Genomic DNA, 26865 nt, shown 5'->3' with positions numbered 1-26865 from the left:
GATTTCGCCTTTACCTGGCGGCGCGAAACCTGTTCTCCCAGACCTTCTCGCCGGGGGTGACGCTCACCCCGTGGCTCGGGTTGGCTGCCAGGTGCCGCAGGATGATGAATACCGTCTCCACCTCTTCGGGGCGCGCCAGGGTCATGGCCATGTCCGTGCAGGTAAAGTCGCGCTCGGGCTGACGCCGCAACATTTCGAGGATTTCCCCCTGCAGCTTGAGCACCGTCCCGGCGGCTTTCTTGCCCGCCTCGACCCCTGGCTGGTGGTACGCGTTCACGTTGATGAGCGAGGCATACAGCCCGACCGCCCGCTCGTACAGGGCGATCAGCGCGCCGATGCTGGCGGGGGAGATTTCGCGGATGGTGATAGTAACCGATTCGCGATTCTTTTCATAGAGCGCAGACCTAGTCCCCTGGAAAAAGCCGGACAGGTAGTCCCCGGAGGTGGCACCCGGCTCGACCAGCATGGAAGCCCCATCACGGTCCTTAAGTACTTCGATGAAGGTGACGAAGAAGTTGGGAACTCCTTCGCGCAGCTGCTGCACGTAGGCATGCTGATCCGTGGAGCCCTTGTTGCCGTAGACCGCGATCCCCTGCAGCACCTTCTTGCCGTCCCGGTCCAGTTCCTTGCCCAGTGACTCCATGATCAGCTGCTGCAGGTAGCGGGAAAACAGCAGCAGCCGGTCCTTGTAAGGGAGCAGCACCATGTCGCGCTTACCCTTGCCGGCGGTGGCGTGGAACCAGGACAGGGCCAGCAGTGCCGCGGGATTCTCTTTCGTGATACGGCTGCGGGTTGCCTGGTCGCAGATTCTCGCTCCCGCCAGGAGCCGGTCGATGTCGATCCCCTGCAGGGCAGCGGGGAGCAGCCCCACTGCGGAGGTCACCGAGGTGCGGCCGCCGACCCAGTCCCACATCGGGAGGATCCCCAGCCATCCCTCCTGCGAGGCGGTGCGGTCCAGTTCGCTGTCGCTGCCGGTCACCGCGACCGCGTGGGCGGCAAAGTGCAGCCCCGCCTTCTCGAAAGCCTGGCGTGCCTCGAGCATACCGTTGCGGGTTTCCTTGGTGCCGCCGCTTTTGGAGATGACCACGGTCAGCGTCCGCTTCAGGCCGGAGCCAATTTCGGAGAGGACCTTGTCCATGCCGTCGGGGTCGGTGTTGTCGAAGAAGTAGACTTTCATGCGGTCCTGCGGGCAGCCCAGGCTATCGGCGACGAACTGCGGGCCGAGGGCTGAGCCGCCGATGCCGACCACGAGCAGGTTTTCGAACGGATATCCATCCGGAGCAGCAATGTTGCCCTGATGCACGGACGAGGCAAACGCCTTCACCGAGGCGAGGGTCGCCCCGATCTCCTCGGTAAGCTCCGCTGTCGGCGCGAGTTCCGGTGCCCTGAGCCAGTAGTGGCCAACCATGCGCTGTTCGTCGGGGTTCGCTATGGCTCCCGCTTCCAGTTCGGCCATTTCCTCGAACGCCTTCTGCAGGCGCGGTTCCATATCGTCAAGGTAGGAGTCAGGGAAATTCATCCGGCTGGTGTCGACGCTCAGGTCCAGTTCGGCGTGGTGGTAGAGCCGGTTTTTGTAACGCTCCCAAAGCTGCAGCTTTTGCATGATGCCTCCTGCGTTGATTAGGGCCTTGCCCGCTTCGTCCTCATGTGCGTCGGGGCATGATACCATAGATTAGTTTTTATTCAAGTAGGAGTCGGCCGTGGCTGTGCATCAGCGGGGGGCCGCCGTCAGGGCTACTGGAATACCTCCTGGTCAGATGTGCACAGTCGGGCGCGCACTGTGCAAGTTGTGAACAAAAAGTCGGGCCGTGCAGATGCCGGTCGTGACATGGCGGTTATGAAAAGCGTGCCAAAACGCAGGCTTGTCCTCTGCCGCGGCAGTGTTGCGCAGTTGGTACGGCAGTTGAAAAGAGGAAGGTGCCATCAAAAAAAGAACAGGGGGCGCGTTGGCAGCGCCAGTTCGGTACCGCAACTGGGAGGTGGGGCATGGTGACCAATCATAGAGGGGCTTGTACGGCGAAAGACGGGTTCGGTGCGATGGAGGTGGTGCTGGTCAATCGACAACAGCATCGCGACGCCGAACGGGTAGCCGTGGTATTTTCTGTGGCCTACGACCCGGATGTCTGGCAACTGGTGAACGAGGAGATGGATCAGATAGCAGCCAACGTGATGAGGGTGAGAACCATGAATAAGGATCGCAAGATACACGTCGACGAGAGCGCACAGTTGTTCGAGAGAAGCCTGGAACCGTTTTTCACCCTCATCTCCGCGACTGCAAAGGAGCACGTCATGGACAAGCTCTCCGTCTCGCTCAGAAAGGCGTTGTTGCTCATGGCCATGGAGCGCTACGACTGTAACCGCGAAAGAATGTGCCGCGCCCTGGGGCTGACCAAGGCGAAGCTGGAAAAGGAACTCAAGCTCTGCGGCCTGGCGCCCCAGGAGCAACGTGCAGCCTGACCCCGGGGGCGGGGCCGCCAGGTCCCGCCCTTTTTCCGCTGTTTCTCGCACCCCCACCTCCCTGTTTCCCCCCCCTGCCGCCTCATCTTCGCAGACGAAATGCCTTGAATAATGAATACGGATTTGCTAGAGTGCTCCGTCGTTTCCAATTAAAATTTCCAGCCCTGCTGGTGTAAAAAAACGGCGCGATTTCGTGCCGTTAATATTTTCTAAGCGTAAGACTGCCTTAGTGCGAGTCGCAGAACCGAGGCCTTATTATGGATGCAGCGCTTGCCCTCATCGGCGAAGATCTGAAAAACGTGGAACTGCAGTTCAAGAAAGACCTGCAGTCTGATGTCCCGCTGATTCGCAAGGTGGGCGAGTATGTGCTTTCCAGCGGCGGCAAGAGGATTCGCCCGGCGCTGGTGCTGCTGGCAGCCAAGCTCTGTGGCTACGAGGGGAGCCGCAGCGTTCCCCTGGCCAGCGTGGTTGAGTTCATTCATACCGCGACCCTCTTGCATGACGATGTGGTCGACAACGCCAACCTGCGCCGCGGCCTGGCTTCTGCCAACACCCTTTGGGGCAACGAGGCCTCGGTCCTCGTAGGCGACTTCCTCTTCTCCAAGTCCTTCTCGCTCATGGTGGCCGACGGCGACCTGGGCATCCTCAAGGTTCTCGCTGACGCCACCACCATGATCGCCGAAGGCGAGGTGTTGCAGCTGGTCTGCACCAGTGACCTGGAAATCACCGTGGAGCGCTACATCGAGGTGGTGCGCAGCAAGACTGCTATCCTGCTGTCGGCCGCCTGCGAGGTCGGCGCCATCCTGGGGGGCGCGACCCCGGAACTCAAGCAGGCGGTCGCGGATTACGGCATGGACCTCGGCATCGCCTTCCAGCTCATGGACGACACCCTGGACTATACTGCCAGCGAAGAGCAGTTCGGCAAGAGTATCGGCCACGACCTCGAAGAGGGGAAGATCACGCTGCCTCTGATCCATACCCTGAAGCTGTGCAGCGACGCGGAACGCGATTTCATCGCCGCGGTGGTTGAGAAGGACCTCCTTTCCGACGAGGACTTCGGCCAGGTGTTGGCCCTGGTACAACGCTACGGCGGCATCGAGCATACCGTCGCCTCGGCCGGCGAGCATGTTGCCTTGTGCAAGAAACACCTGGAAAAATTCCCGGCCTCGGCTGCCAAGGAGGCCCTCGCCGAACTGGCCGACTACGTGGTGACCCGGTCCAAGTAGTCCCCTCGCCGCCATTTAGCGGTTTTCACGTCGAAATCTCGTAAAAAAACAGGCTTTTGTCTTTTCTTTCCTGCCTTAATGAACATTGGTTACTCGATGCTCATTTGTTTTTTTCAAGCTGAATGGCCCCTTTCCGCGTTTGGCGCTGCTATCTGCCCCCGCCGGTCCATTGCTTGGTGCAATTCTTGCTAATCTAACCCCGTCTTCATATTTAAAATGTTATCTTCGGGGGGAGATGTGGACGAAGAGATGCTGCTGCACTCGTCTGAATTGGAAGTGAATGGAGAGGTTTTTAGCATAAACGTCTTCTGCAGCGCCGCCGGGCGGTTCTTCGCCAAGACTTGTCTGGGCGAGGACGATTTCATCATAACCGACGGCCCCTCGCTGCCGGAGACGCTGAAGCGGCACGAAGGCCTGCTGCCTTTAGCGGTCGGCACCCGCGAACTCACCCAAAGCTACTTCGGTGGGCCGCGCAGACACCGGGGGCGTCGCCCCTAGCTCTGCCCGGTTCCGTGGCGTAGCTACCCCGCCCGTGCTGAACCGGGCGGAATCCTGGTGCCGCTCCCCGAGCGGCGTCGCTGTCCCCTTTTTTCCTCGATTTCCCCCCCCCAGGCACCTGCCCCGTCCTTTCTGCCTACACCATTTCGTCTTCTCATGTGACTTCGGCTGTGGCTCCTTGACCTGTTGTCCCAGCACGCCGTTTCCTCCGCGGCCTCGGCTGATCCCCTTTCACGTGGGTGGTGCGGGGAGATTAAGTTCATTATAAAAAGGGTTGCCCTCGGTACTCAAATCGGTTAAAAATTGAGCTGTCTCCTTATACGACCCCTTTCGTTCTCATCCGGGAAACCATGCCCCCAAAGATCCTGATCATAGACGACGACAGCTCACTCCGGCGGGTGCTTGAGTACAACCTGCAGCAGGAAGGATATGACGTCTATACTGCTGCTGACGGCTCCGCCGGGCTGCAACTCTTCGAGGAGAAGTCCCCGCAACTTGTGATCACGGACCTCAAGATGCCCGGGATCACCGGGTTCGAGGTCCTCTCCACGGTCAAGGAGCGCGCACCCTCCACCGTGGTCATCGTCCTGACCGCCTTCGGCGCCATCGATACGGCCGTCGAGGCCATGAAACTGGGAGCCTTCCATTACCTCACCAAGCCCTTCAACAGGGAAGAACTGAAAGTCACCGTGCTCAAGGGGCTGCAACTGCAGGGGCTCTCCGAGGAGAACCGCCTGCTCAAGGAGGAGCTCTCCGGCCGCACCGAGTTCAAGAGTATCGTGGGGACCTCACGCGCCATGGAAGGAGTTTTCTCGGTGGTGCGCAAGGTGGCCGATACCGAGGCCACCGTCCTGATCACCGGGGAATCCGGCACCGGCAAGGAGCTGGTGGCCCGTGCTATTCATTCCGGGAGCTCGCGCCGGGGCGCCCCCTTCGTGGCAGTCAACTGCGCCGCCATTCCCCGGGACCTTTTGGAAAGCGAGCTGTTCGGCCACGTCAAGGGAGCCTTCACCGGCGCCATCCGCGACAAGGAAGGGAAGTTCCAGTTGGCCGACGGTGGCACCATCTTCCTGGACGAGGTGGGTGACCTTCCCCTGGAGCTGCAGCCCAAACTGTTGCGGGTGCTGCAGGAACGGGTGGTAGAGCCGGTCGGCGGGACCTCGCTGCAGAAGATCGACCTCAGGGTGGTGGCGGCGACCAACGCCGACCTGGAGCGCTGGATCGCGGAGGGGAAGTTCCGCGAGGACCTCTACTACCGGCTTTCGGTGATCCCGATCCAACTCCCGCCGCTGCGCGAGCGCGTCGAGGACGTGCCGCTGTTGATCCGCTACTTCTGCACCAAGTTCGGCGCCGAGGGGGTGAGCTTCACCAAGGAGGCGCTGCAGCGGCTCCAGGAATACGCCTGGCCGGGCAACGTGCGCGAGCTGGAGAACACCGTGGAGCGCCTGTTGATCATGCGCGAGGGGGACCAGATCGGCATCGACGAGCTCCCCGCGAAGATTTCAGCGGCGGTGCCTCCTCCTGAGGGGAGCGTGCTCAGGCTTCCCGCCGGGGGGTATTCGCTGGAGCAGCTCGAGATGGAAGTGGTCTTGGAGGCGCTCAACCGCTGTGACTGGAACCAGACCGCCGCGGCGCGCTTTCTGCGCATCCCGCGCCATACGCTGATTTACCGCATGGAAAAGTACAATATTACGCAACCGGGGAGGAAATGATGAAACGCTTGATCGCTGCCGTGCTGCTGTTAGCCGCGCTGGCCGCCGCGGGATGCGCCAAAAAACAGGCCGAACTGCCTGCCGTCGAGGGCAACGCCGCCCCTGATTTCACGTTGAAGGACCTCTCCGGCAAGCCGGTGCAACTCTCCACCCTGAAGGGCAAGCTGGTGCTGGTCAACTTCTGGGCCACCTGGTGCCCCCCGTGCCGGGAGGAGATCCCGTCCATGGTCAAGCTGAACCAGGCCATGCAGGGTAAAAACTTCCAGATGCTCGCCATCTCCATCGACGAGGGTGGTAAAGGCGCCGTCGAGGACTTCTTCAAGCGCGGCGGCATCACGCTCCCCGCACTGCTCGACACCGACGGCCAGATCGCCCGGCGCTACGGCACCACCGGCGTCCCCGAGACCTTCGTGGTCGATCCCAAGGGGGTGATCAGGAAGAAGGTGGTGGGGGGGCTGGACTGGAGCCACCCCGAGGTGATCCAGGCCCTGAATGAACTGATGGCCGGCAAGTAACGCCGCACGTAGCCCCCGACCGTTGGGGGCGCAACCGCTAAACGCCAGGAGGAAAGTATGGAAACGAACAACATCAGCATGATCGGCGCTTTCGTAGCGGGGCTGCTGTCGTTTCTCTCCCCTTGCGTGCTGCCGCTCATCCCGTCCTACATCACCTACATCACGGGCCTCTCTTTCGCGGACCTGAACGCCGAGCACCCAAGCCACAAGGTCCGGCAGCAGACCATTATCCACTCCCTGCTCTTCATCGCGGGCTTCACCTGCGTCTTCGTGCTTTTAGGTGCGTCGGCAACCCTGGTGGGGGATTTCCTGCACGAGCACAAGACGGCGATCCGGCGCGTGGGCGGGATACTGATCATCATCTTTGGTATCCACGTCTCGGGGCTGTTCGACATCACCATGCTCCTGGGCGAAAGGAAGCTGACCCTGCATAGAAAGCCCGCCGGCTACCTGGGGAGCTTTGTCGTGGGGGTGGTGTTCGCCGCTGGCTGGACCCCCTGCATCGGGCCGATCCTGGCCACCATCCTGGCCGTCGCGGCCACTGAAGGGCGCGGCGTCTGGCTGCTGTTGTCCTACTCCATGGGGCTCGCCATCCCGTTCTTCATCGCGTCGCTGGCGCTGCACCAGTTCCTGGTCTTCTTCCGCCGCTTCAAGCGGCACATACGGCTCTTTGAGGTCATCACCGGGGCCTTCATGGTGGTGGTCGGCATCCTCATCTTCACCAACTCCATGGTCTTGATCAGCAGGTACACCAGCGCCTGGTTCGGGGAGTGACGGCGGCCCTGACCATACAGCTGTGCGTCTCGGACCTCATGACCTCCGAGGCCTTCTACGCCGGCATCCTGAGGCTGCCGCTGCAGCGCCCGATTACGGCGCTGGGCGCGCCGGAGCACCTGCTTCTGGAGACGGACGAGGTCAGGTTCATCTTCGTGGAGGACCAGGCGGTGGCGCAACTGCACCCCATCTTGCAGGCGCGCCTGGAAGGGTTCCCGCGCGGGGTTGGGATGACGCTGCATCTCGTGGTGGAGGGAATAGAGGATATCTACCAGGAGCTGTTGGAAGAGGACCTCGAGATTCTCTATCCCCTAGAGCGCAAGCCATACGGGACCTACGAGCTGTGGTGCTTCGATCCCGACGGCTACCTGGTGGTCTTGGAAGAGCCGGTCGATTGACCGGTCAGGGGGCGCTGATGGTGAAGAGGGCGCTCTCCTCGCCGCTTTGGTTCACCACCTGCAGGGTGATCTCCTTCGGAGTTGGGTCGTAGGGGAACCTTAGGTAGGTCAACTGGTTGCACCCGCCGTACACGAGCTGCTCCCGCTCACCCACCAGCTGTTTCCCCGTTGCGAGCCTCTTGCCGTCCACGACCAGCACCGAATTCTGGCGGAAGTTCCTCCCGGTCACGATCAACTCGTAGTAGTTCACGAATTCCCTGCCTACCGATACGTTGGCAATCTCGGGCTTGGCGTCGATAAAGAGCGCAAGGGCGCTGGAGGTTGCCTCGGACAGAGTTCTCACCTGTACCTGGTGCATCCCTGCCTGGAGCGTCGGGGCGGTGAAGGCTAGCGTGACCGGGGAGATGAAACGGGTGGCAACCACGGCGCCGTCCAAGATGACCCGGGAGCCGTTGCGGAAGTTGGCGCCGTTTACCAGCACCTCGCGCTCCCTGCCGGTGGCGCAGATGGTGATGGTGTCGGGGGTGAGCGAGGAGGCCACCGGCTTCTGCGCCTGCAGCACGAAGTTGAAGGGGCGGGTAGCGGCGCCGTCTTCGCGCTTGAGGGTGAGAGCGTATGCGCCCGGCGGCAGCTCCGGGAGCTCGAAGGTCATGACGCGCCCCCCGACGATCTGGGCCGGGAGTTCCTTGCTGCCTAGCATCACGGTGGTGGTGGAGGTGAACCCGGTGCCGTTGAGGGTGACTGTGGTTCCTGGCTCCCCTTGGGCCGGGAGGATGCTGAGCACGCTCAGTTGCGCCTGACGGCCAGCGTCAGCCGTGGGCGGGGACGCCTGCTGTGCCGGTGCCGCTACGGCGCAAATGAGCAGAAGCAGCACTATTAAGGTCAAGTTGCGGATCATGGTTCTCCTCCGTAAACCTCGATGTAATAGCAGTGACTGCTGGCCTGCCCATTTTCGGCCCGCGTCGGTCAGTTGTCAATGGTAAGAGCGAGCCATCCCCCTGCAGCCAGGAAGATGAAGTTGGTGGCCCAGGCGGCAACTATGGGGGGGAGCAGGCCGACCTGTCCCACCGAAATGATCACCGAGTTGGTGATTACGTAGAGAAAACCCACTCCGATGGAAAGCCCCACGCCGAAGGCGATGCCGCTCGACCTCCCGCCGCGTAGCGCGAAGGGGATGCCTAGGAAAGCCATCACGGCGCAGCCGAAGGGGAGCGAAATCCTGCTGTGGAACTGGGTGATATAGCGGGTGGCGTCATACCCCCCGGCCTGGATCTTCTTGCAGTAGCGGTTGAGCTGCCTGAGGGTCATGCTGTCGGAGTATTTTCCTAGCACCTTCAGGTCCGCCGGCTTCAGTTTCAGGGGGAGCGCCAGTTGCGGGTACTTCTTGGTCCCGGTGACTTCGCCGTCGCGGAAGTCCCGCACGGTCACCTCGTTGAAGGTCCAGCCGCCCCCCCCGAGTTCCCCTAGGGCTGCGTCCACCCGCCTGAGCGGCAACCCTGTTTTCGGCTGCACCTCCCAGAGCGTCACTCCCTTGAGCTGGTTCTGGCTTGGCTCGAACAGGCTCGCCCGTAGCACGGTTTCCCCCTCGCGGTACCAGATGTTGTGCTGCCGGAAGTACATGGATGGTGCCTTTTTCTGGATCAGCACCTCCTGGATGTAGAGGCGCTGAGCGTAGGTTTTCGGGATGACGAACTCCCCCAGCATCAGGACCACCAGGCTCATCAGGAGGGCGATGGCAAGGATGGGGGCACTGATGCGGACCAGGCTCACGCCGCAGCTGCGCATGGCGGTGAGCTCGGAGCTGAGCGACAAGGCGCCTAAGGTCAGCAGGGTCGCCATGAGCACCGCCAGCGGCGCGGAATCGTTGATCATCTCCGGGATCTTGGTGATGAAGAACAGGGCCAGGTGCTGCCACGAGGCGCCCGTGCGGGTGAAACGGCCAATCTTCTCCATGAAGTCGACTACCATGTAGATGGTAACGAAGGAACCAAGGCAAAGCCCCAGCATCCTCAGATACGCCTTGGCTACGTAGCGGGTCAGGATCCTCATGCCTTGGCCCCCTTGCGGGTGCGCGTCAGCACCGCTTCCTTCACGCGCTGGTACAGTGGGGTCAGTGGCAGCGGTTCCTCCGCCGCAGTCTTCATGAACAGGTACCCCCCCCCCAGCAGGAACAGCAGGTTCGGGCCCCAACCCGCGAGGACCGGCGGCAGGATCGCCTTTTCGCCGAGGGTGTCGAAGCCGGAGAGGACGATGTAGTAGCAGAGGATCACGGCGATGCTGAGCGAGAAACCGGACGCCTTGCCCGAGCGCCGGTTCTGGATGCCCAGAGGCACCCCCACGAAGGCGAACACGATGCAGGAGAAGGGGAGTGCGAGCCTGCTGTGCAGTTCCAGACGGCGCGCCAGCAGGTCGTTGCTGGGCGTGCCGGCAGGAGCGTGCAGCAGTTCGTCGATGGTCATTTCGCTCGCCTTCTTCGGCCCCTTGGGCGTGGAGTCGGCCAAGGCGACCCTCAGGATGTATTCCTGGAATTGGACCATCCGGTAGCCGGCGCCCGCCTCGTTGCGGTGAATAGAGCCGTTCTTGAGCTGGAATTCCATGGAGTGGCTGCGCGGGTCGGAGAAGAGCGTGCCGCTGGCCGCGAAGATGGTGGTGGGGGTCTTGGGGTCGCGCTCGTCGTGGACGATGACACCGGTCATGCTCTCACCCTTCGGGGTGAGGGTGTCGGCGTAGATCACCATGTCCGGAAAGGCGTTGTTGAACACCTTCTCCTTGATGGAGACGCCGGCGCTGCTCTGAGCGATGTCCAGCATCAGCTTCTTGAAGGAGCTGTTGCCCCAGGGGACTGCGTACACCGTGACCCAGAGGCAGGCCAGCGTCGCCAGCGCCGAGAAGAGCAGCGGCGGAGGGAACAGCCCGTACAGGCTGATGCCGCAGCTCTTCATGGCGGTTACTTCGCTGTCGCCGGAGAGGCGTCCGAAGGCGAGCAGTATGGAGAGCAATAAGGCCATGGGGATGGTGAAGAGCCAGAACGACGGGAGCAGGTAGCTTACCATGCGCACCACGTCGCCGAAGGGAACCCCCTTCTCGACCACCATCTCGGCCAGCTTCAGGAAACGCCCCATCAAAAGGACGAAGGTGAAGGTCACCATGCCTACCAGGAAAGGGGGCGGTATCTCGTTGAAAATGTAGCGGTACAGGGTCCTTTTCATGAACTGCCGATCTTACATGAGATGGCCGGGGAAGTAAAGGAGGGACACGGTCCAACTACTCCTTGACCTCGGTTTTCATTTTGGGTAAAAAGGTGGCATGGAAAACAAGGACATCATCAGGAAAGCCCTGCTGTTTTCGGGCCTGGAAGAGGAGTACCTGGTCGAGTTGGCCGAGATCGCGGTGCGCCGACCGTTCGCCAAGGGGGAGACGCTCTTTAGCGAGGGGGAGAAGGCGGAAGGGTTCTACCTGCTCGCCTCGGGGGCACTCAAGCTGTGCAAGATCTCTCCTGACGGGCGTGAGAAGGTGCTGCACATGGTGCACCCGGTGGAGACCTTCGCCGAGGCGGCCTTCTTCGGGGACGGCAAGTACCCCGCCGAGGCGCGCGGGGTGGAGCGGGGAGAGGTGCTCTTTTTCCCGCGCGGCGCCTTCATGGGGCTTTTGGAACGCAACCCGCGCTTCTCCATGAACCTGATCGCCTCGCTGTCGCTGCTGCTGCGCCGCTTCGCCCGGCAGATTGAGGAACTCTCCTTCGCCGATGCTCCCTCCCGGCTCGCCTCCTACCTCCTGGACCTGGCCGCGCGCAAGAGCACCAGTTACCAGGGCAAGACCTATCTGGAACTGGACATGCGCAAAGGGGAACTCGCCTCGCGCCTGGGCACGGTCAGCGAGACCTTGTCCCGGACCTTCAAGAAGATGAAGGACGAGGGGGTCATCGAACTGGAGGGCAACAAGATCACCATCATGCAGATGGAAAAGTTGAAGATGATCGCCGGCAAGTAGAACCGGCACGGATAGCAAAGATACAGAGATAGATTGCATGACGGGCCCCTCGGTTAGAACCGCGGGGCCCTTTGCGTTAATGTCACTTTACATCGTTTTTCCCCCGGCTACTTTCCCTTTTTCCTGCCCCTTTGGGCCCCGCATCACGCCAAGCCTTGCACCGCCTGCACCTTCGCTGGTCCTATCCTGTCGCGCAACCGATTGAAACTAAATTATTAATTAATATTTTCACGTAAAATGTCGATTTGCACTTGCTATGGCAGAAGTGGCTGCTATACTTTGGCACGTTTCGTCCTGTCATTTACTGTGCTGGACCCGGAGGGAGCTTGGATTGGGAATGCTGTTGGAGTAGGGAGCAGATCGAGCCCGAGAATTGCCCGTACATAGGCGAGGGGGAAGAAGACCTTCTGGTTTTCCAGCGCCGCAGGATCGTGGAGAAGTGCGTAGAGTGTCCCCGCTTCAAGAACGACCTGGCCCGGATGAAGGGGTCGGGTTACCCGCTTTCGGACGTACTCCCGTACATATTGACCGAGTTCCAGGAACAGAAGACCCAGATGGGGGCCATGCTGAGCTTCTTGAACAGCAAGACCCGCGAGATCAAGTTTTTGCGCGAGGTGGGCCTCGTGCTGCAGACCTCGCTGGACCTGGACGAAGTACTCTCCATCGCCATGACCGCCATCACCGCCGGCAAGGGGTTCGGCATGAACCGTGCCTTCCTGCTCATGACCGACAAGGACCGGCGCCACATCCGCGGCTACCTGGGGGTCGGCCCCAAAGACTACGAGGAGGCCTGGCGCACCTGGGAGGATATCAGTCGCAGCAACTTCACCCTGAGGCAGCTGGCTCGTGATTTCCAAAAGACGAAGCTCACCTCCGAGAAGGTCAAGTTCCATGACATCCTGAACCAGCTTACGGTTCCCCTGTCCGACCAAGGGCACATTTTCAACCGGGCGCTCACCGGCAAGAAGCCGATCCTGGTGGAAAACGCGCTCAACAACCCGGACCTGGACCGGGGGCTGGCCCGCATCCTCGGGGTTGATACCTTTCTGGTCATGCCGCTTATCTCCAGGAACCGCCGCATAGGCGTCATCATCGCCGACAACTGCATCACCCACAAGCCGATCACCCTGCAGGACATGCAGTCGCTGGAGACCTTCGCCTTCCCGGTTGCCTTTGCCCTGGAGCGCGCCTCCCTGTACGAGCGGCTCCAGGAGGAGGTGGCCAAGCAGAAGGCCGCCAACGTGAAGCTGCGCGAACAGCAGGAGCTGATCGTAAAGATGGAGAAGATGGCGCTGGTGGGCAAGATCACCTCCAGCATCGCCCACTCCATCAGGAATCCGCTCATGGTGATCGGCGGCTTCGCCCGGACCCTGTTGAAAGGGACCCCGGACGGGGATGACAAGCGCGGCTACCTGGAGTCGATCGTGCGCGAGACCCGGCAGCTCGAGGACGTGCTGAGCGAGGTGCTCGACTACTCCGAGTCCCTGTTCCCGGTCACCGACTTCTGGGACCTGAACGAACTGGTGGGCAAGGCGATGGGGGAACTGGAGGGGACGCTGGAACAGGCCGGGGTGCATTGTCGCCTGGAACTCGCCCCGGAGCTTCCCATGGTGCGCATCGACTACAAGCAGATCAGCTACTGCCTGAAGACCATCACCACCCAGGCGCTGGCTGCCATGGACCCGGGCGGGGAACTGCGTATCGAGAGCGTACTGGACGGGGACGGGGTGCTGCTGCGCATCAGCGACGACGGCAAGCCGCTCACCCAGACTGCGCAGGAGGCGCTTATCGCCCCCTTCTTCCAGACCCAGGAACTTGGCGAGGGGGTGGGCCTGTCCCTGTGCAAGTCCATCCTGGAGCGGCAGGGAAATTCCTTAACCATATTCAGCCGTCCCGGGGGTGGCAACACGTATAGCATCAGGCTTTTGACCAGAAAGGAGAATATCTGAGATGGCGAAACTGTTGGTAGTAGACGACGAGGCGAACATCAGGCTGCTGTACTCCCAGGAGCTGAGCGACGAGGGGTACCAGGTGGTGACGGCGGGGAGCGCTCTGGAAGCGGTGGAGAAGCTGGAGTCGGAGAGCTTCGACCTGGCCGTGATCGACATAAAGCTGAAGAACGAGAGTGGCATCGAGCTGCTGCAGCGCATCGTCAAGGAGCGTCATACTATCCCGGTGATCCTGTGCACCGCCTTCTCCTGCTACAAGGACGACTTCTCGGCCTGGCTCGCCGATGGCTACGTGGTGAAGTCGAGCGACCTGCAGGAGTTAAAGGACGAGATCGCCCGGGTCCTCGCCAAGCGTCAGCGCGGGGCGTACGTCTAGAACCGCAGACAAAGATTAAGATATAGATTTGGCCTAGCCACGATTGGAGGTCGCGTTTCGTGTCCCGGTCTCAGGAGCCCCTGAATCCCTTGTCTTAGTCTCAATCGTTATCTCAACCTTGATCTTGATCTCAATCTGATCCTCGGAGGCTGCACCTATGAAGGCCGTGATTATGGCGGGTGGCTTTGGTACCCGCATGCAACCGCTCACCTGCAACATCCCCAAGCCGATGGTTCCGCTCATGAACCGTCCCATCATGCTGCACATCGTGGAACTGCTCAAGAAGCACGGCATCACCGACCTGGTCATGCTCCTGTACCACCAGCCCAGCGTGATCAAGAACTTCTTCCGCGACGGCGCCGACCTGGGCGTCAGGATCACCTACGTGACCCCGCTGGAGGACATGGGGACCGCGGGGGCGGTCAAGTGCGCCGAGAAGTACCTCGACGAGCGCTTCCTGATCATCAGCGGCGACCTTCTCACCGACTTCAACCTGCAGAAAGTGATCGACTTCCACGAGAGCAACAAGGCGCTGGCCACCATCACTCTCACTTCGGTCAAAGATCCCCTGCAGTTCGGCGTGGTGATCACGGACAAGGAGAAGCGCATCACCCAGTTCCTGGAGAAGCCGGGGTGGGGCGAGGTGATCTCCGACACCATCAACACCGGCATCTACGTCCTCGAGCCGGAGATCTTCAAGTTCATCCCCGAGGGGGAGAACTTCGACTTCTCCCAGGACCTCTTCCCGCTCCTATTGAAGAAGAAGTCGGCGCTGTTCGGCTTCCCGGTCAAGGGGTACTGGAGGGACATCGGCAACACCGATTCCTACCGCGAGGCGCACCACGACATCCTTAAGGGTAAGGTGGGGGTCAAGGTGGACGAGCCGCGCCGCGAGATGGCCGGCGTCGACCTCCGGGTCGGGGTGGACGTGAGGCTGGGCGAGGGGACCGTGGTGGAAGGGACGGTCGTGGTGGGAGACAACTCTCAGATCCAGGGGGGCGCCGAGATCAAGGATTCCGTCATCGGCCGCAACTGCATCATCGAGCCGGGAGCGAAGCTGACCCGGGCCGTGGTCTGGGACAACGTCTATATCAAGAAGAGCGCCAAGATCAACGACTGCGTCATTTGCAACAACGTGAGCGTCGGCCCGGCGACCGTGATGGAGGAAGGGGGCGTCGTTGCCGACGACACCGCCATCGGCGAGGAGAGCTACATCAAGCGGGACGTGAAGATCTGGCCCCGTAAGCTGATCGAGGCGGGCTCCACCGTTACCGGCAACCTGATCTGGGGCGAGCGCTGGAAAAAGTCCCTGTTCGAGGGGGAGATGATCAAGGGGCTCACCAACATCGAGCTCACCCCTGAGTTCGTCGCCAAACTGGGCTGCGCCTACGGCACGTCGCTCCCCAAGGGGAGTCACGTCCTGGTCGGGCGCGACACGACCCTTTCCTCGCGCATGTTGAAGCGGAGCTTCCTGGGCGGGATTCTCTCCGCCGGGGTCAACGTGCGCGACATCAGGATGGTGTCGCTCCCGGTCCTGCGCTACAAGCTGCGCACGTTCGGCGAGGTGGGCGGGGTGCACTTCCGCCAGTCGCTTGAGGACCCGGCCACCACCGAGATCGTCTTCCTCGACGCCGACGGACTCGATTTCTCCTCCGCCATGGGCAAGAACATCGAGCGCATCTTCTACAAGGAGAACTTCCGGCGCGCGCACCACATGGAGCCTGGGGGGATCACCGAGCTGCCCCAGGTGATGGACTTCTACCGTGAAGGGTTCTTCCGCGGGCTGGACCAGCAGCTGATCAGGGGCTCCAAGGCCAAGGTGGTCATCGACTTCAACCACTCCCCGGCCGGGCAGATCCTCCCCCAGATCCTCAACGATCTCGGGTGCGAGGTGATCGGCCTCAACACCTACCTGGACGAGCAGCGCGGCTCCAAGACGGTGGACGAGAAGCCCAACTCCCTGCAGCAGCTGGCCAAGATCGTGATGACGCTGGAGGCCCGCGCCGGCTTCTGGCTCGACCCGACCGTCGAGGAGGTGGTGTTGGTGGACGAGACCGGCAGGATCTACCAGCCGGAGGAGTACCTCGCCCTCATGACCACGCTGATGCTGAAAAGCGGCGCGCGGGGTGCCTTCGCGGTCCCGGTATCGGCCCCCTCGGTGATCGAGGAGATCGCCCAGGAGAATGGTTCATCGGTGCGCCGCACCAAGAGCATGGACCGCGCCATGATCGAGGCGGCCATCTCGCCTGAGGTGGTCATGGCCGGCTCCATGACTGGGCGCTTCGCCTTCCCGAAGTTCCAGGCCGCCTTCGACGGCATGTTCACCATCGCCAAGACCATCGAACTCTCCAGCGCCACCGGGGTGCCGCTGTCGCGTGTCTTGAAGGAGGTCCCCAAGAGCTCCTTCCTGCAGGGGAAGGTTCCCTGCGTCTGGGAGAAGAAGGGGGGCATCATGCGCAAGATGAGCGAGGACAGCCTGGACAAGGAGGCCTCCTTCATCGACGGCATCAAGGTCTCTTTCGGCAACGACTGGGTGCTGGTGCTGCCCGACCAGTACCAGCCCGTGATCCACGTGGTGGCCGAGGCCAAGGATGCCAGGGCCGCGCAGAGGCTCCTCGAGGAATACATGCAGAAGGTGGAACGCTGGAAAAAGGAGCTCGCCCAGTAAGAGGCGCTGCGGCCTGCGCTGCATCATCAAGGGGATAGGATGAGCGAACCACTGTACCTCACGCTGCTTTGGCACATGCACCAGCCCTTCTACAAGGATCCGGTCCGGGGGGAGTACCTGCTCCCCTGGGTCTACCTCCATGCGGTGAAGGACTACTACGACATGCCTGCCATCGTCGCGGAGAGCCCCGGCGCCAAGGTGGTCTTCAACCTGGTCCCCTCGCTGTTGGAGCAGATTCTCGACTACGCCTCGGGGGAGGCGGTGGACCCGTACCTGAGCCTTGCGCGCAAGGCCCCGGCGGAGCTGGACCCGTCGGAGCGGCTCTTCCTGCTGGAGAACTTCTTCTCCGCCAACAAGCAGCGCATGATCGAGCCCTACCCGCGCTACCTGGAACTGTACCGGATGGGGGGTGACGGGATCCCGGGTACCGCAGCCTCCCAGGCACCGCTTTTCACCGAGCGGGATCTCCTCGACCTGCAGGTCTGGTTCTACCTCGCCTGGACGGGTGAGGCGGCCAGGCGGCGCTTCCCGCTCTTCGGGGAACTGATCCGCAAGGGGAGGGGGTTCGACGCCGGCGACAAGGCACTGCTCTTCGACACCCAGCGCGAGCTGATCTCCGAGATCATCCCGCTGTACCGCCGACTGCACCAGGAAGGGAAGGTCGAGCTTTCGGTGACCCCCTATTTCCACCCGATCCTGCCGCTTTTGTGCGATTCGCGCATCGCGCAGGTGGCGCTTCCCGGCGCGAGCCTTCCCAAGATCGACATTCGGTACCCGGAGGACGCGCGCGGGCAGGTCGCGCACGGCATCGAGAGCTTCGAGAAGCTGTTCGGTTTCCGGCCGCGCGGCATGTGGCCCGCCGAGGGGTCCGTGAGCGACGAGGCCCTCGGCATCATGGCCCGGGAGGGGCTTCGCTGGACGGCCTCCGACGAGAGGGTGCTGTCCCAGACCCTGCCGGGCGGGCTTGACGAGGAGCGTGAAGAGCTCTACCACCCCTACCTGTTTCAGCAGGGTGGCGAGGAGATCGCCCTCTTCTTCCGGGACCAGGTGCTCTCGGACCAGATCGGCTTCACCTATTCGCAGTGGGAGGCGGAGCGGGCCGTGGCGGACTTCGTCGGGCGGGTGAAGGCGGTCCGGCAGCAGTGCCGCGCCCCCCGGGTGATTTCGGTGATCCTGGACGGCGAGAATGCCTGGGAACATTACCACGACAACGGGCTCCCTTTCCTGTCCAGGCTCTACGCCGCGCTGGCACAGATGCCGGGTGTGGAACCCGCCACCTTCTCGGAGGTCTTGGAGCGGGTGCCGGAGCGCCGGGTGCTGCGCCACGTGCATCCCGGCTCCTGGATCAACGCCGACTACGGTATCTGGATCGGGCACCCCGAGGAAAACCTCGGATGGGAGTACCTGGCCAAGGCGCGCCAGGCCGCGGTTCACAACAGCACCGAAGTGGCCCAGCTCCTCGCGGGCGGGGACAGCAGTGACGAGGCTGCCCGGCGCGCCTGTAAGGCCCTCTACGCCGCGCAGGGGAGCGACTGGTTCTGGTGGTACGGCGACGACCACTTCTCCCCACACTCTGGCAGGTTCGATCTGCTGTTTCGCAGCCACCTGATCAACGTCTACCGGCTGCTGGCGCTGGAGGTCCCGGGGGAACTGCACGAGCCGATCAAGAAGCAGCGCCCCGCCGGCTTCGTCCGGGGACCGGCGCGGCTGATCACCCCCGCATTGGGGGGCGCGGGCGAAGATTACTTCGAGTGGCTCGCCGCGGGGTTGTACGACCTGACCCGGCAGGGGGCGGCGATGCATGCGGCGGAGCCCGGGCTGCAGTCCTTCTTTTACGGTTACGACCTGGACTATTTCTATTTCAGGATCGATGGCTCCCAGCCGCTGGAAAAGCTGTTGCAGCCGGGGGACCGCCTGTCGTTGCACCTCATGGGTGGGGGGGAGTACCGTGTCGAGATGCAGCCGGGCGACGGTGAAGGGGAGCTGCAGCTATTGCAGGAGGGAAGGTGGCAACCTTCCGGCGGGGTGGCGCGCTACTGGGTTGGCCGCAGCGCTCAGCTGCGTGTCCCGCTCCCGGCGCTGCGGGTCAACGCGGGGGATCGTCTCAGCTGCTACCTAACCCATTCTCGCGGAGTGAACCTGCTCGGTCGCTGGCCCACCGAGGCGCCGCTTGCCCTGGCGTACGCGGGGCCATGCCTCGGGCTGGAGCAGGGGACGCTCACGGACGTCTCTCCGCCGGAATCCAACGCATCTTAAATTTTTCTTTTACAAAAAAACTTTACCCGCGGGCAGTCTTAATCTAGACTATGCCTATAATTCCAGGGTGTTAGAGGTTTTACATGAAGATTTTGTTTGTTGCGTCGGAGGTTACTCCCTTCGCCAAGACCGGAGGTCTGGCGGACGTTGCCAGCGCGCTCCCGAAGACTCTCAAGACGCTTGGTCATGACGTGAGAATCATGATGCCCTTTTACTCCGTGGTCGAGCGGGGCGGCATGGCGGTCCGCAAAGGACGCAAGAGCGCCTCGGTCATGGTGGACGGCGTCGAAAAGAAAGGCTTTCTGCGCCAGGCTTCCCTCGGGGAGATCCCGGTTTACCTCATCGAGAACAAGGAATACTTCGCCCGCGAGGAGCTCTACGGCACCCCCAGCGGCGACTATCCCGACAACGCCCAGCGCTTCTCCTTCTTCTGCCGCTGCGTGTTGGAACTGCTGAAGAAGATGGACTTCCGGCCGGACATCATCCACTGCCACGACTGGCAGACGGCGCTGATCCCGCATTACCTGAAGCACGAGCGCAAGAATGATCCCTTCTTCACCAGGACCGGGGTCATCTTCACCATTCATAACCTCGCCTACCAGGGGCTCTTCCCCAAGGAGGAGCTTGCCACCATGGGGCTCTCCAAGGAGTGCTTCACCATCGACGGGCTGGAATTTTACGGCAAGGTCAACCTCCTGAAGGGAGGCATCCTCACCGCCGACCTGGTGACCACTGTCTCCGAGGCCTACTGCCGTGAGATCCGCACGCCGGAGATGGGGTGTGGCCTGCACGGGGTGCTGCAGACCAGGAAGGACGACCTGGTCGGCATATTGAACGGCCTCGACTACGAGGAATGGAATCCCGCCATGGACCGGGAGATCATGAAGAATTACAGCCACGCCTCCCTGTCCGGAAAGATGGTGGACAAGATCGGGCTGCAGCGACTCATGGGGCTTGCCAGCGCCCCCGATATCCCCGTCTTCGGCATGGTCTCGCGCATGGTGGCCCAGAAGGGCTTCGACCTGATCGCGGAGCTGTTGCCGATGATCGCCAAGGCCCCCATGCAGCTGGTACTCCTGGGCAACGGCGAGGACCGTTACCTCAAGGCTTTCAATGACATCAAAGCTGCCGGTGCCCGCAACATCGCCTTCACCAGCGGCTTCGACCATTCTCTCGCGCCCAAGATCTACGCTGGCAGCGACATGTTCCTGATGCCGTCCTTCTTCGAGCCGTGTGGGTTGGGACAGCTGATCGCCATGCGCTACGGCACAGTCCCCGTCGTGCGCAGGACCGGCGGGCTCGCCGACAGCGTTTTCGACCCCCGGGACAACGACAAGACGCCCAACGGCTTCTTGTTCGATGAGTACAGCGCCGAGGCGCTTTGGGAGGCTATCAATCGGGCGTTGACCGCCTACCAGGACAAGGCGTTCTGGAAGAAGCTGATGCGCCGCGGCATGAGCAGTGACTATTCCTGGCAGAACTCGGTACACAAGTATCTGGAGTTGTACCGCAAGGCCCTGCTGCGCAAGGGAGGGGAGGCGTAACCTGTGGAACACGAAGATCTCGACGAACTGGCCGGTGAGATCCGGAGGCTCATCGAAAGCAACAAGGAATTTCTGAAGCGCGTGGTCGAGGAGGACTATGACGACGAGGACGAGGCCGACGGCGAAGAGGAAACTCCGGAGGATCCCGAGGACTTCGAGGAGTTGTAATTAAGGCCGTGCACGTGAAATACAAAGGCGGCGCCGAGAACTGGTCTCGGCGCCGCCTTTGTTGTTTGTGGCTCTCGCGGAAGCTGCGTTGGTTCCCCTCCCGTTGCGAGAGGAGGGGGGCCGCTACTACTTCGCGGCAGGCTGTTCCGGGACGATGTCCACCGAGGTGATCGGGGCCGGACCCGCCGTTGCCGGCGCGGATGCCGGCGCCGCGGCCGGCTGGGGAGCCGGTGCCGCCGGTGCCGCAGCCTGGGGCGCCGGCGGGGCGGCCGGGGCCGGTGCCGGTGCCGCGGGGGCAGGAGCTGCCGGAGCCGCAGGCGGGGTGTAGTAGACCGGAGCGCTGGCCGGAGCCGGCTGCATTTCTTTTTCCTTCTCTTTCCCACCGAAGAGCGGCTTGTAGGTCTGCATCAGGGCGAGCATCTCGTCGAACTGCTTAACGTAGAGGGTGGAGACCTCGGGGCCGTTGGAAACGGAGGAGGGCTCGCTCTTGGCGAAGGCGGCGTTAACCCCCGCCACCGTCTTGAACTTCACGTCGACCTTCTCGGTCAGGTTCGCCGCGGCTTCGTCAAAGTCGGGGTACTGCAGCGAGAAGAACACCGGGTAGGACGGGACCTCACGACGGAAGTTGGGATACTCCCAGATGGTGCTTCCCTCGCGGTCCAGCATCACCGCGGACATGGAGAGGTAGTTGTAGTCCGTCTCCAGGTAAGAAAGGAAGTTGCTGGAATAGACCTTGCCCGGTTTGGTGAGGCCGCTCACGGTCACGAAGAGGACCGCGTCCAGGCCGTTCTCGGTCATCAGCTGTTTCAGGTCATCCTTTTTGAAGAAGTACTTGTTGTAGACGATGCGGGCGTCGTCGCGCTTCTCGCGGTTCCAGACCAGACTGCTGAAGAGCCGGTCCGGGTCGGCAGTCACCGGGCGCACTGCGTAGAATATGCCGGTGCTCCTGATTCTCGCCACCAGTTCTTTCTCGTTCCTGAGGTTGTAGCCGCGCACGATGGAGAGGATGGCCGCTTTTTCCGGGTGCCTGATGTCGCTGTCGGCATCCACGAAGAACGGCGCCACACCGATGGTGCGCACCTTCTTCTCCAAGGTATCCTGGGGGATGTTGTAGTAGTTGTGGGCACAGCCGAACAGCGCGCCGGTTACCACCATGAGCAGGGCAAGTCTTAACAAGATCCTCATCTGTTGACGCCTCCTGTAAAAGGTTCTAACTCTCCGCCGTCTTATATCAGAAGCTTAGCCGGAGTGCTACAGCTTATTGCTCACCTTCCAGCATGATGAAGCCCACCTGCCTGCCGGTGTCACCTTCGTCGCGGCGGTAGGAGAAGAACAGCTCCTGGTTGCAGCTGACGCAGTGCTCGCTCACCTGGATCTGGTCGGCGGCAAGGCCTGCGTCCAGGAGCAGTTGGCGGTTGGCTTTGCCCAGGTCGAGCATCCATTTGCCTTCCGCCTGCGCCGTGGCGCACAGGTCCCAGGCCATGCCCGCCTGTTTGAAGGCGTCGCGCACCGGGGCGTCCACCTCGTAGCAGCAGGCGCCGATGTGGGGGCCGATGGCAGCACGGATGTCCTTCTTGGCGCAGCCGAAGAGGTTCACCAGCGCTTCAACGCCCTTGGCGGCGATGTTGCCCGCGGTTCCCTGCCACCCTGCGTGCAGTGCGGCCACCACCTTCTGCACCGGGTCGTGCAGCAGGACGGGCACGCAGTCGGCGACGCAGACAGCGATCATGATACCGGGCTGGTTGGTGACGATGCCGTCGCACTCGAGCTTCAGGAAGTGGGACAGTTCAGGGTTGGGCGCGTCGATCACCAGGAGGTCGGTGCCGTGCACCTGGCTCACGGTGAGGAAGCGGTCCAGCGTCGCCCCCAGGCTGCGGGCGAGCAGGCTGCGGTTCCCCTCCACGTTGTGCGAGGAGTCCAGCGTGTTGCTCCCCAGGTTGAGCGAGTTGTACGGGGGACGCGACACCCCTTCGTGGCGCGTGGTGAAGCCTGCGACAGCGCCTGCGGCGAGTCGCGGTTTCAGGTACTGGATCTTTCCTGCTTTCTGCATTTCCATGTATGACACCTCTTTCTATGTATTAATTATTTCTCTAGCCCCTAGTCCCTGTTTTTCTCTTCCAGGTAGGCGATGATGCCCGCCATGTCCGGCGGCAGTTCCGTGTCGAACTCCAGGTATTCGCCGCTGACCGGGTGGATGAATCCGAGGGTCTTGGCGTGCAGCGCCTGGCGCCCCATCGCCCTGATCATCTGCTTGAGGACCGGGTCCTTCAATTGGGCCAGCCGACTGCCGCCGCCGTAGACCTCGTCCGCCAGCAGCGGGTGCCCAGACTCGGAGAGGTGCACCCTGATCTGGTGCGTGCGCCCGGTCTCCAGCTTGAGGCGTACCAGCGAGATGCCAGGGTAGCGGGCCTCGACGCGCCAGTGGGTGATAGCGTTCTTGCCGTGCCGCGCCTTGCCCGACATCTTCTTGCGCTCCACCGGGTGCCGCCCGATCACGCTCTCGATGCGTCCCCGGTCCTCCTTGGGATTGCCGTACACCAGCGCGAGGTAGATCCGCTTGATGGAGTGCACCTTGAACTGCTCGGCAAGCCCGTTGTGGGCCCGGTCACTCTTGGCGATCACCAGCGTCCCAGAAGTGTCTTTGTCAATGCGGTGCACGATGCCCGGCCTGAGCTCCCCGCCGATGCCCGACAGGTCTTTGCAGTGGGCGAGGAGCGCGTTGACCAGGGTTCCCTCGGCGTTGCCCGCGCCGGGGTGCACCACCATGCCCGCGCCCTTGTTGACCACGACGATGTCGCTGTCTTCATACAGGACCTCGAGCGGGATCTCCTCCGGTTGCGGTTGGGCTGGTGCCGGCGGGGGAATGGTCACCGTCACCGCTTCGCCTCCCTTGAGCTTGAGGGACGGCTTTTGCGGCTGGCCGTTCACCATGGCCTGGCCGGTTTCGATCAGCCGGAGGGCCGCGGAACGGGTGATTTCGGGGACGCTGCGGGCGATGAAGCTGTCCAGCCGCTCGGGGTCAGCGCCGCAGGGGAAGGTAAGTTCAATCGGTTCCATCTATGTTGGTTTCTCCTGGGAGAGGGACTCCCGTAAAAAAAGCGCGGGCGCGTTTCTGAATGGAAGCGCGCCCGGGACCTGTCAGTGTTGAAGTTGTACTGCTACCAGATGTTCGATTCGATCTTTCCCGCCCGCTTGATCAGTACGTCGACCACGGCGATATCGAAGATATTGGATTCCGCGAGTTCCTTGCTCACCCGCGACTGGAAGTGCTCCCGTCCCTCTGTCAGTTGCTCGTTCAAGAGCTCGAAGATGTTGTCTTCCTTGATCCCCTGTTCGACCTTCTCGCGGTTGTAAAGGGCTACGTCCGATACGATTGCCCTGGCCAGCCTTCTCGCCTGATCCTGGTTTTCTATGAGACTCATCGAAAATCTCCTGGCGGTCAAATAATCAGGGCACACTATACGCAGTTTTGCATCAAGATTCTATCTTAATTTTAAGGCGAAATAGATGTTGGCGTTTCCGCGCCTCACCAGGAGCGCCACCGCGCCCCGGTTGTTGGCGTCCTTCATCGCCTTTTGGTACTCCGCGAGGTTACGTACCTTCTTCTGGTTCACCGACACGATGACGTCGCCGCGCTGGATGCCGCTTTCCTCGGCGATGCCCCCCGGCTCGAGGTCGCTTACCACGACGCCAGTGATGCCGCGCCGGCGCATTTCCGGACCGACCTCCTCGACGGACAGGCCCAGCAGCCCGGCGTCGCGCTCCGGCCTTTGCATCTGAGACTGCGCGGGTGCGCTGTCCGCCGGGGCAGTGGTGACCGAGACCTTCACCTCTTTGCCGTCGCGGTACAGGGAGATGTCGACCTTCCTGCCGATGGGGGTCTCACCCACTAGGCGCTGCAGTTGCCGTACGTCCTTGACGCTCTCGCCGTTGAACGCGGTGATGATATCCCCCTGCAGGATGCCGGCCTTGGCTGCCGGGCCGCCGGGGACCACGTCGTTGACCAGGGCACCGCCGGCCTTGGGAAGCCCGAAGGATTTGGCCATCTCGTCGGTGACCGACTGGATCGAGACACCGAGCCAACCCCGGCTTACGTTCCCCTTGGTGATCAGTTGGGTGACGACCTGCTTGGCCATGTTTACCGGTATGGCGAATCCGATCCCCTGCCCGGCGGCCACGATCGCAGTATTGATACCGATCACCTCACCGTAGATGTTGAGTAGCGGTCCACCGGAGTTACCGGGGTTGATGGACGCGTCGGTCTGGATGAAGTCCTCGTAGGTCTCGATCCCCATGTTGGACCTGCCGGTGGCGGAGATGACACCGACGGTTACGGTGCGGTCCAGGCCGAAGGGGTTGCCGATGGCGACGGCCCACTGTCCGACCTGCAGTTTGCTGGAGTCCCCCAGCACTGCCGCCGGCAGCGGTTCTTTGGCGTTAATCTTGATGACGGCGATGTCCGTCTTGGGGTCCGAGCCGATCACCTTGCCGGGATAAACGCTCTCGTTGGAGAGCTTGACCTGGATCGTCTCCGCGTCCCTAACCACGTGGTCGTTGGTGACGATGTATCCTTCCTTGTTCAGGATGAAGCCGGAGCCGAGGCTGCTCTCCCTGCGGTATTGCGGGCGGCCTGAATCTCCAAAAAAATCCTCGAAGAAGGGGGAGCCTTCGAAGAACGGACGGACAAGTTTTTTCTTGCCGACAGTGGATATGTTTACTACTGAAGGAGTGACTTTTTTCACCAGGGAGGTGAATGCCTGCTGGGTGTTCAGTATGTCTTTGGGAACTTCCTGGACCGGAGCTGGTACAGATTCTTTTCTGTCCGATTCATACAGGAGAGCGCCTTCTTTCTTTTTGCACGAAGACAGGATTGTGGAAAGGATCAGGAAGACAACGAGTAGTCGGACGCTTTTCATTTGTCGCTCCTTTAAATGAAAGGCTTAGCGGGAAGCAAAAAGCGTAGCCAAAAACCAGATTGATGTCAACCCTTTCGGCAGATTCAGCAACTCTCTCACCGTTCTGTAAATACCCCTTGACGGCAGATGGGTATTTGCATATATATGCAGAGACGGGGGTGTCGCGTGCAAGAAAAGATCAAGCAGGAAATAAGAGAGATGAAGCTGGGTGAGAAGGTGCGTGGACTGCGCCAGGAACAACGGCTCACCCTCCAGGCCCTGGCTGATATGACCGGTCTGTCCAAGCCGCTCCTGTCGCAGATCGAGAACGACCAGGTCACGCCGCCCATCGCCACCCTGCTGAAGATCGCCAAGGGACTCAAAGTAGGTATTCACTACTTCTTCGAGGAGGCGGGGGACCGGCAGAAGTTCATGCTGACCCGCGGCGACCAGTCCCCGCTGGGCAGCCAGCGCCGTCCCGGCAAGGACGCCGTGCAGCAGGGGTATATGTATAAGCCCCTGGCACCCGGCATGCGCCAGAAGAAGGTGGAGCCTTTCCTGATCGAGTTCGAGCAGCGCGAATGGGATACCAGCCTCTTCTACAGCCACGAAGGAGTCGAGTTTCTCTATCTGCTCGACGGTGAGCTGGAGTTCCACTACGCCGACGAGGTCATGCGGCTCTATCCCGGCGACAGCATTTACTATGAATCCTCCGAGCCCCATGGCTATGTGTCGGTCGGAGAGGTTCGTGCCCGGGCCGTTGCCGTACTCTACACCAAGAGCTAGGCCTCCAGTTCTCCGTTAAACAAACAACGAAAAGCGTAACAGCAACTGGCCAGGAGTCTGAGTTTTTGACGCTGGCACTTGATGTTACGCTTTTTTAAGTTTGACAGTCTGGTATGGGCCGGCTATCATTTAACCTCGTCCCCCAGCCACCGTTGACAACTTGATACTTCCCGCATCGCTCCCTCTTCCAAACTGAATTGCGTGTTCTCTCCTTCTAGCTCATCTTCTCGGTGCTTTGTTGTCCTCGGGCTGTTCCGGTTGTCGTTGTGGGGAATTGGATGAGGTTAAAGAATTTTATTCATTAAATCGTTGACGGTGGGGATGCGCTTTGTTATAAACGTCGACTCCGCAGCAACGACGCTCTTTGCAACCGAATATTGAACCGGCAGGAAGAAGGGCCACAGGAGCACCTCGTGGTGTTCTGACAGTCTTTCGGGCACGATCTCTGGATCAGGCCACTGCAAAATGCCTCGAAAAATTTTTGAAAGAAAATGTTGACAGGCGGCAACGGTTCAGGTAGGGTGCTGAGTCTGTCGCAACACGGCGGCTTGGTCTTTGAAAACTAAATAGTAGACGAAACAGCATTTGCGAGTTTCAAAATGTAACAAGTCAGTTGTTTCAAACTAGAATCGGATTTTCCGGTTTCATTTTAA

The 26865-nt window shown here is 61.4% G+C and carries 24 protein-coding genes; 15 read left to right on the top strand and 9 right to left on the bottom strand.

The window, feature by feature from the left end:
- Positions 1-10 precede the first annotated feature (10 nt).
- Entirely contained in the window at positions 11-1603 is a 1593-nt protein-coding gene (locus tag K7R21_RS11485) for a glucose-6-phosphate isomerase (RefSeq protein WP_224983462.1), read from the bottom strand.
- Between the two features lie 383 nt (positions 1604-1986).
- On the opposite strand from K7R21_RS11485, the gene K7R21_RS11480 reads away from it, so the two are divergent.
- From K7R21_RS11480 to K7R21_RS11450, 7 genes are all read left to right on the top strand, one after another.
- Positions 1987-2457: a hypothetical protein gene (locus K7R21_RS11480; RefSeq protein ID WP_224983461.1), complete on the top strand. Its 471-nt coding sequence runs from the start codon at positions 1987-1989 to the stop codon at positions 2455-2457.
- Positions 2458-2714: 257 nt separating this feature from the next.
- Positions 2715-3683: a polyprenyl synthetase family protein gene (locus tag K7R21_RS11475; RefSeq protein ID WP_224983460.1), complete on the top strand. Its 969-nt coding sequence runs from the start codon at positions 2715-2717 to the stop codon at positions 3681-3683.
- 237 nt (positions 3684-3920) lie between these two features.
- Positions 3921-4181 (top strand): hypothetical protein, encoded by a 261-nt coding sequence (locus K7R21_RS11470; RefSeq protein WP_224983459.1) that lies wholly within the window; start codon positions 3921-3923, stop codon positions 4179-4181.
- A gap of 350 nt (positions 4182-4531) precedes the next feature.
- A complete protein-coding gene (locus K7R21_RS11465) occupies positions 4532-5893 on the top strand; it encodes a sigma-54-dependent transcriptional regulator (protein ID WP_224983458.1) in 1362 nt (453 codons plus the stop codon).
- A complete protein-coding gene (locus tag K7R21_RS11460) occupies positions 5893-6408 on the top strand; it encodes a TlpA disulfide reductase family protein (RefSeq protein ID WP_224983457.1) in 516 nt (171 codons plus the stop codon). The genes K7R21_RS11465 and K7R21_RS11460 overlap by 1 nt, the downstream gene beginning before the upstream one ends.
- A 57-nt stretch (positions 6409-6465) precedes the next feature.
- On the top strand, positions 6466-7182 hold the full coding sequence (locus K7R21_RS11455) for a cytochrome c biogenesis CcdA family protein (RefSeq protein ID WP_224983456.1): 717 nt from the start codon (positions 6466-6468) through the stop codon (positions 7180-7182).
- Entirely contained in the window at positions 7179-7580 is a 402-nt protein-coding gene (locus K7R21_RS11450) for a VOC family protein (protein ID WP_224983455.1), read from the top strand. The genes K7R21_RS11455 and K7R21_RS11450 overlap by 4 nt, the downstream gene beginning before the upstream one ends.
- A 4-nt stretch (positions 7581-7584) precedes the next feature.
- Here K7R21_RS11450 and K7R21_RS11445 read toward each other — a convergent pair whose 3' ends face one another.
- The 3 genes from K7R21_RS11445 to lptF all read right to left on the bottom strand — a co-directional run bounded on the left by K7R21_RS11445 (position 7585) and on the right by lptF (position 10789).
- The gene (locus K7R21_RS11445; RefSeq protein ID WP_224983454.1) at positions 7585-8478 is read right to left on the bottom strand and encodes an IPT/TIG domain-containing protein; all 894 of its coding nucleotides are present in this window, start codon (positions 8476-8478) and stop codon (positions 7585-7587) included.
- Positions 8479-8546: 68 nt separating this feature from the next.
- On the bottom strand, positions 8547-9629 hold the full coding sequence (gene lptG / locus K7R21_RS11440) for an LPS export ABC transporter permease LptG (RefSeq protein WP_224983453.1): 1083 nt from the start codon (positions 9627-9629) through the stop codon (positions 8547-8549).
- Positions 9626-10789, bottom strand: a complete 1164-nt coding sequence (lptF, locus tag K7R21_RS11435) for an LPS export ABC transporter permease LptF (protein ID WP_224983452.1) — start codon at positions 10787-10789, stop codon at positions 9626-9628. Before lptF ends, lptG begins: the two co-directional genes overlap by 4 nt.
- Before the next feature lie 97 nt (positions 10790-10886).
- Between lptF and K7R21_RS11430 the strand changes: the two genes are divergently transcribed.
- The 7 genes from K7R21_RS11430 (at position 10887) to K7R21_RS11400 (ending at position 20531) form a co-directional block, all read left to right on the top strand.
- Positions 10887-11570, top strand: coding sequence for a Crp/Fnr family transcriptional regulator (locus tag K7R21_RS11430; RefSeq protein ID WP_224983451.1), 684 nt, complete (start codon positions 10887-10889; stop codon positions 11568-11570).
- 326 nt (positions 11571-11896) lie between these two features.
- Entirely contained in the window at positions 11897-13519 is a 1623-nt protein-coding gene (locus tag K7R21_RS11425) for a sensor histidine kinase (RefSeq protein WP_224983450.1), read from the top strand.
- 1 nt (position 13520) lies between these two features.
- Positions 13521-13895 (top strand): response regulator, encoded by a 375-nt coding sequence (locus K7R21_RS11420; RefSeq protein WP_183351052.1) that lies wholly within the window; start codon positions 13521-13523, stop codon positions 13893-13895.
- A gap of 157 nt (positions 13896-14052) precedes the next feature.
- A complete protein-coding gene (locus K7R21_RS11415) occupies positions 14053-16563 on the top strand; it encodes a mannose-1-phosphate guanyltransferase (protein ID WP_224983449.1) in 2511 nt (836 codons plus the stop codon).
- 39 nt (positions 16564-16602) lie between these two features.
- On the top strand, positions 16603-18819 hold the full coding sequence (locus tag K7R21_RS11410) for a glycoside hydrolase family 57 protein (RefSeq protein ID WP_224983448.1): 2217 nt from the start codon (positions 16603-16605) through the stop codon (positions 18817-18819).
- Between the two features lie 83 nt (positions 18820-18902).
- Complete coding sequence (gene glgA / locus K7R21_RS11405; RefSeq protein WP_224983447.1) at positions 18903-20363, top strand: glycogen synthase GlgA; 1461 nt, start codon at positions 18903-18905, stop codon at positions 20361-20363.
- A 3-nt stretch (positions 20364-20366) separates the two neighbouring features.
- Positions 20367-20531, top strand: a complete 165-nt coding sequence (locus K7R21_RS11400) for a hypothetical protein (protein ID WP_224983446.1) — start codon at positions 20367-20369, stop codon at positions 20529-20531.
- A gap of 126 nt (positions 20532-20657) precedes the next feature.
- Here K7R21_RS11400 and K7R21_RS11395 read toward each other — a convergent pair whose 3' ends face one another.
- The 5 genes from K7R21_RS11395 to K7R21_RS11375 all read right to left on the bottom strand — a co-directional run bounded on the left by K7R21_RS11395 (position 20658) and on the right by K7R21_RS11375 (position 25447).
- Positions 20658-21716 (bottom strand): hypothetical protein, encoded by a 1059-nt coding sequence (locus K7R21_RS11395; protein ID WP_224983445.1) that lies wholly within the window; start codon positions 21714-21716, stop codon positions 20658-20660.
- 73 nt (positions 21717-21789) lie between these two features.
- Positions 21790-22587: a peptidoglycan editing factor PgeF gene (gene pgeF / locus K7R21_RS11390; RefSeq protein WP_224983444.1), complete on the bottom strand. Its 798-nt coding sequence runs from the start codon at positions 22585-22587 to the stop codon at positions 21790-21792.
- A 41-nt stretch (positions 22588-22628) separates the two neighbouring features.
- Positions 22629-23588, bottom strand: a complete 960-nt coding sequence (locus tag K7R21_RS11385) for an RluA family pseudouridine synthase (RefSeq protein ID WP_224983443.1) — start codon at positions 23586-23588, stop codon at positions 22629-22631.
- A gap of 101 nt (positions 23589-23689) precedes the next feature.
- Positions 23690-23953: a hypothetical protein gene (locus K7R21_RS11380; protein ID WP_224983442.1), complete on the bottom strand. Its 264-nt coding sequence runs from the start codon at positions 23951-23953 to the stop codon at positions 23690-23692.
- Between the two features lie 60 nt (positions 23954-24013).
- Positions 24014-25447 (bottom strand): DegQ family serine endoprotease, encoded by a 1434-nt coding sequence (locus tag K7R21_RS11375; RefSeq protein WP_224983441.1) that lies wholly within the window; start codon positions 25445-25447, stop codon positions 24014-24016.
- A 144-nt stretch (positions 25448-25591) separates the two neighbouring features.
- Between K7R21_RS11375 and K7R21_RS11370 the strand changes: the two genes are divergently transcribed.
- A complete protein-coding gene (locus tag K7R21_RS11370; RefSeq protein ID WP_224983440.1) occupies positions 25592-26212 on the top strand; it encodes a helix-turn-helix domain-containing protein in 621 nt (206 codons plus the stop codon).
- The last annotated feature ends 653 nt before the right edge of the window (positions 26213-26865 follow it).

Origin of the sequence: Geomonas agri, assembly GCF_020179605.1 — a bacterium.
GTDB lineage: Bacteria > Desulfobacterota > Desulfuromonadia > Geobacterales > Geobacteraceae > Geomonas > Geomonas agri.
Note: the sequence above shows the minus strand (reverse complement) of the source record. Positions and strands in the feature narration are given on the sequence as shown.

What these genes read in the sequence shown, in the direction of transcription:
- K7R21_RS11485 (WP_224983462.1), bottom strand. Translation starts at nt 1,603, where the DNA reads ATGCAAAAGCTGCAGCTTTGGGAGCGTTACAAAAACCGGCTCTACCAC.
- K7R21_RS11480 (WP_224983461.1), top strand. Translation starts at nt 1,987, where the DNA reads ATGGTGACCAATCATAGAGGGGCTTGTACGGCGAAAGACGGGTTCGGT.
- K7R21_RS11475 (WP_224983460.1), top strand. Translation starts at nt 2,715, where the DNA reads ATGGATGCAGCGCTTGCCCTCATCGGCGAAGATCTGAAAAACGTGGAA.
- K7R21_RS11465 (WP_224983458.1), top strand. Translation starts at nt 4,532, where the DNA reads ATGCCCCCAAAGATCCTGATCATAGACGACGACAGCTCACTCCGGCGG.
- K7R21_RS11460 (WP_224983457.1), top strand. Translation starts at nt 5,893, where the DNA reads ATGAAACGCTTGATCGCTGCCGTGCTGCTGTTAGCCGCGCTGGCCGCC.
- K7R21_RS11455 (WP_224983456.1), top strand. Translation starts at nt 6,466, where the DNA reads ATGGAAACGAACAACATCAGCATGATCGGCGCTTTCGTAGCGGGGCTG.
- K7R21_RS11445 (WP_224983454.1), bottom strand. Translation starts at nt 8,478, where the DNA reads ATGATCCGCAACTTGACCTTAATAGTGCTGCTTCTGCTCATTTGCGCC.
- lptG (WP_224983453.1), bottom strand. Translation starts at nt 9,629, where the DNA reads ATGAGGATCCTGACCCGCTACGTAGCCAAGGCGTATCTGAGGATGCTG.
- lptF (WP_224983452.1), bottom strand. Translation starts at nt 10,789, where the DNA reads ATGAAAAGGACCCTGTACCGCTACATTTTCAACGAGATACCGCCCCCT.
- K7R21_RS11430 (WP_224983451.1), top strand. Translation starts at nt 10,887, where the DNA reads ATGGAAAACAAGGACATCATCAGGAAAGCCCTGCTGTTTTCGGGCCTG.
- K7R21_RS11420 (WP_183351052.1), top strand. Translation starts at nt 13,521, where the DNA reads ATGGCGAAACTGTTGGTAGTAGACGACGAGGCGAACATCAGGCTGCTG.
- K7R21_RS11415 (WP_224983449.1), top strand. Translation starts at nt 14,053, where the DNA reads ATGAAGGCCGTGATTATGGCGGGTGGCTTTGGTACCCGCATGCAACCG.
- K7R21_RS11410 (WP_224983448.1), top strand. Translation starts at nt 16,603, where the DNA reads ATGAGCGAACCACTGTACCTCACGCTGCTTTGGCACATGCACCAGCCC.
- glgA (WP_224983447.1), top strand. Translation starts at nt 18,903, where the DNA reads ATGAAGATTTTGTTTGTTGCGTCGGAGGTTACTCCCTTCGCCAAGACC.
- K7R21_RS11395 (WP_224983445.1), bottom strand. Translation starts at nt 21,716, where the DNA reads ATGAGGATCTTGTTAAGACTTGCCCTGCTCATGGTGGTAACCGGCGCG.
- pgeF (WP_224983444.1), bottom strand. Translation starts at nt 22,587, where the DNA reads ATGGAAATGCAGAAAGCAGGAAAGATCCAGTACCTGAAACCGCGACTC.
- K7R21_RS11385 (WP_224983443.1), bottom strand. Translation starts at nt 23,588, where the DNA reads ATGGAACCGATTGAACTTACCTTCCCCTGCGGCGCTGACCCCGAGCGG.
- K7R21_RS11380 (WP_224983442.1), bottom strand. Translation starts at nt 23,953, where the DNA reads ATGAGTCTCATAGAAAACCAGGATCAGGCGAGAAGGCTGGCCAGGGCA.
- K7R21_RS11375 (WP_224983441.1), bottom strand. Translation starts at nt 25,447, where the DNA reads ATGAAAAGCGTCCGACTACTCGTTGTCTTCCTGATCCTTTCCACAATC.
- K7R21_RS11370 (WP_224983440.1), top strand. Translation starts at nt 25,592, where the DNA reads ATGCAGAGACGGGGGTGTCGCGTGCAAGAAAAGATCAAGCAGGAAATA.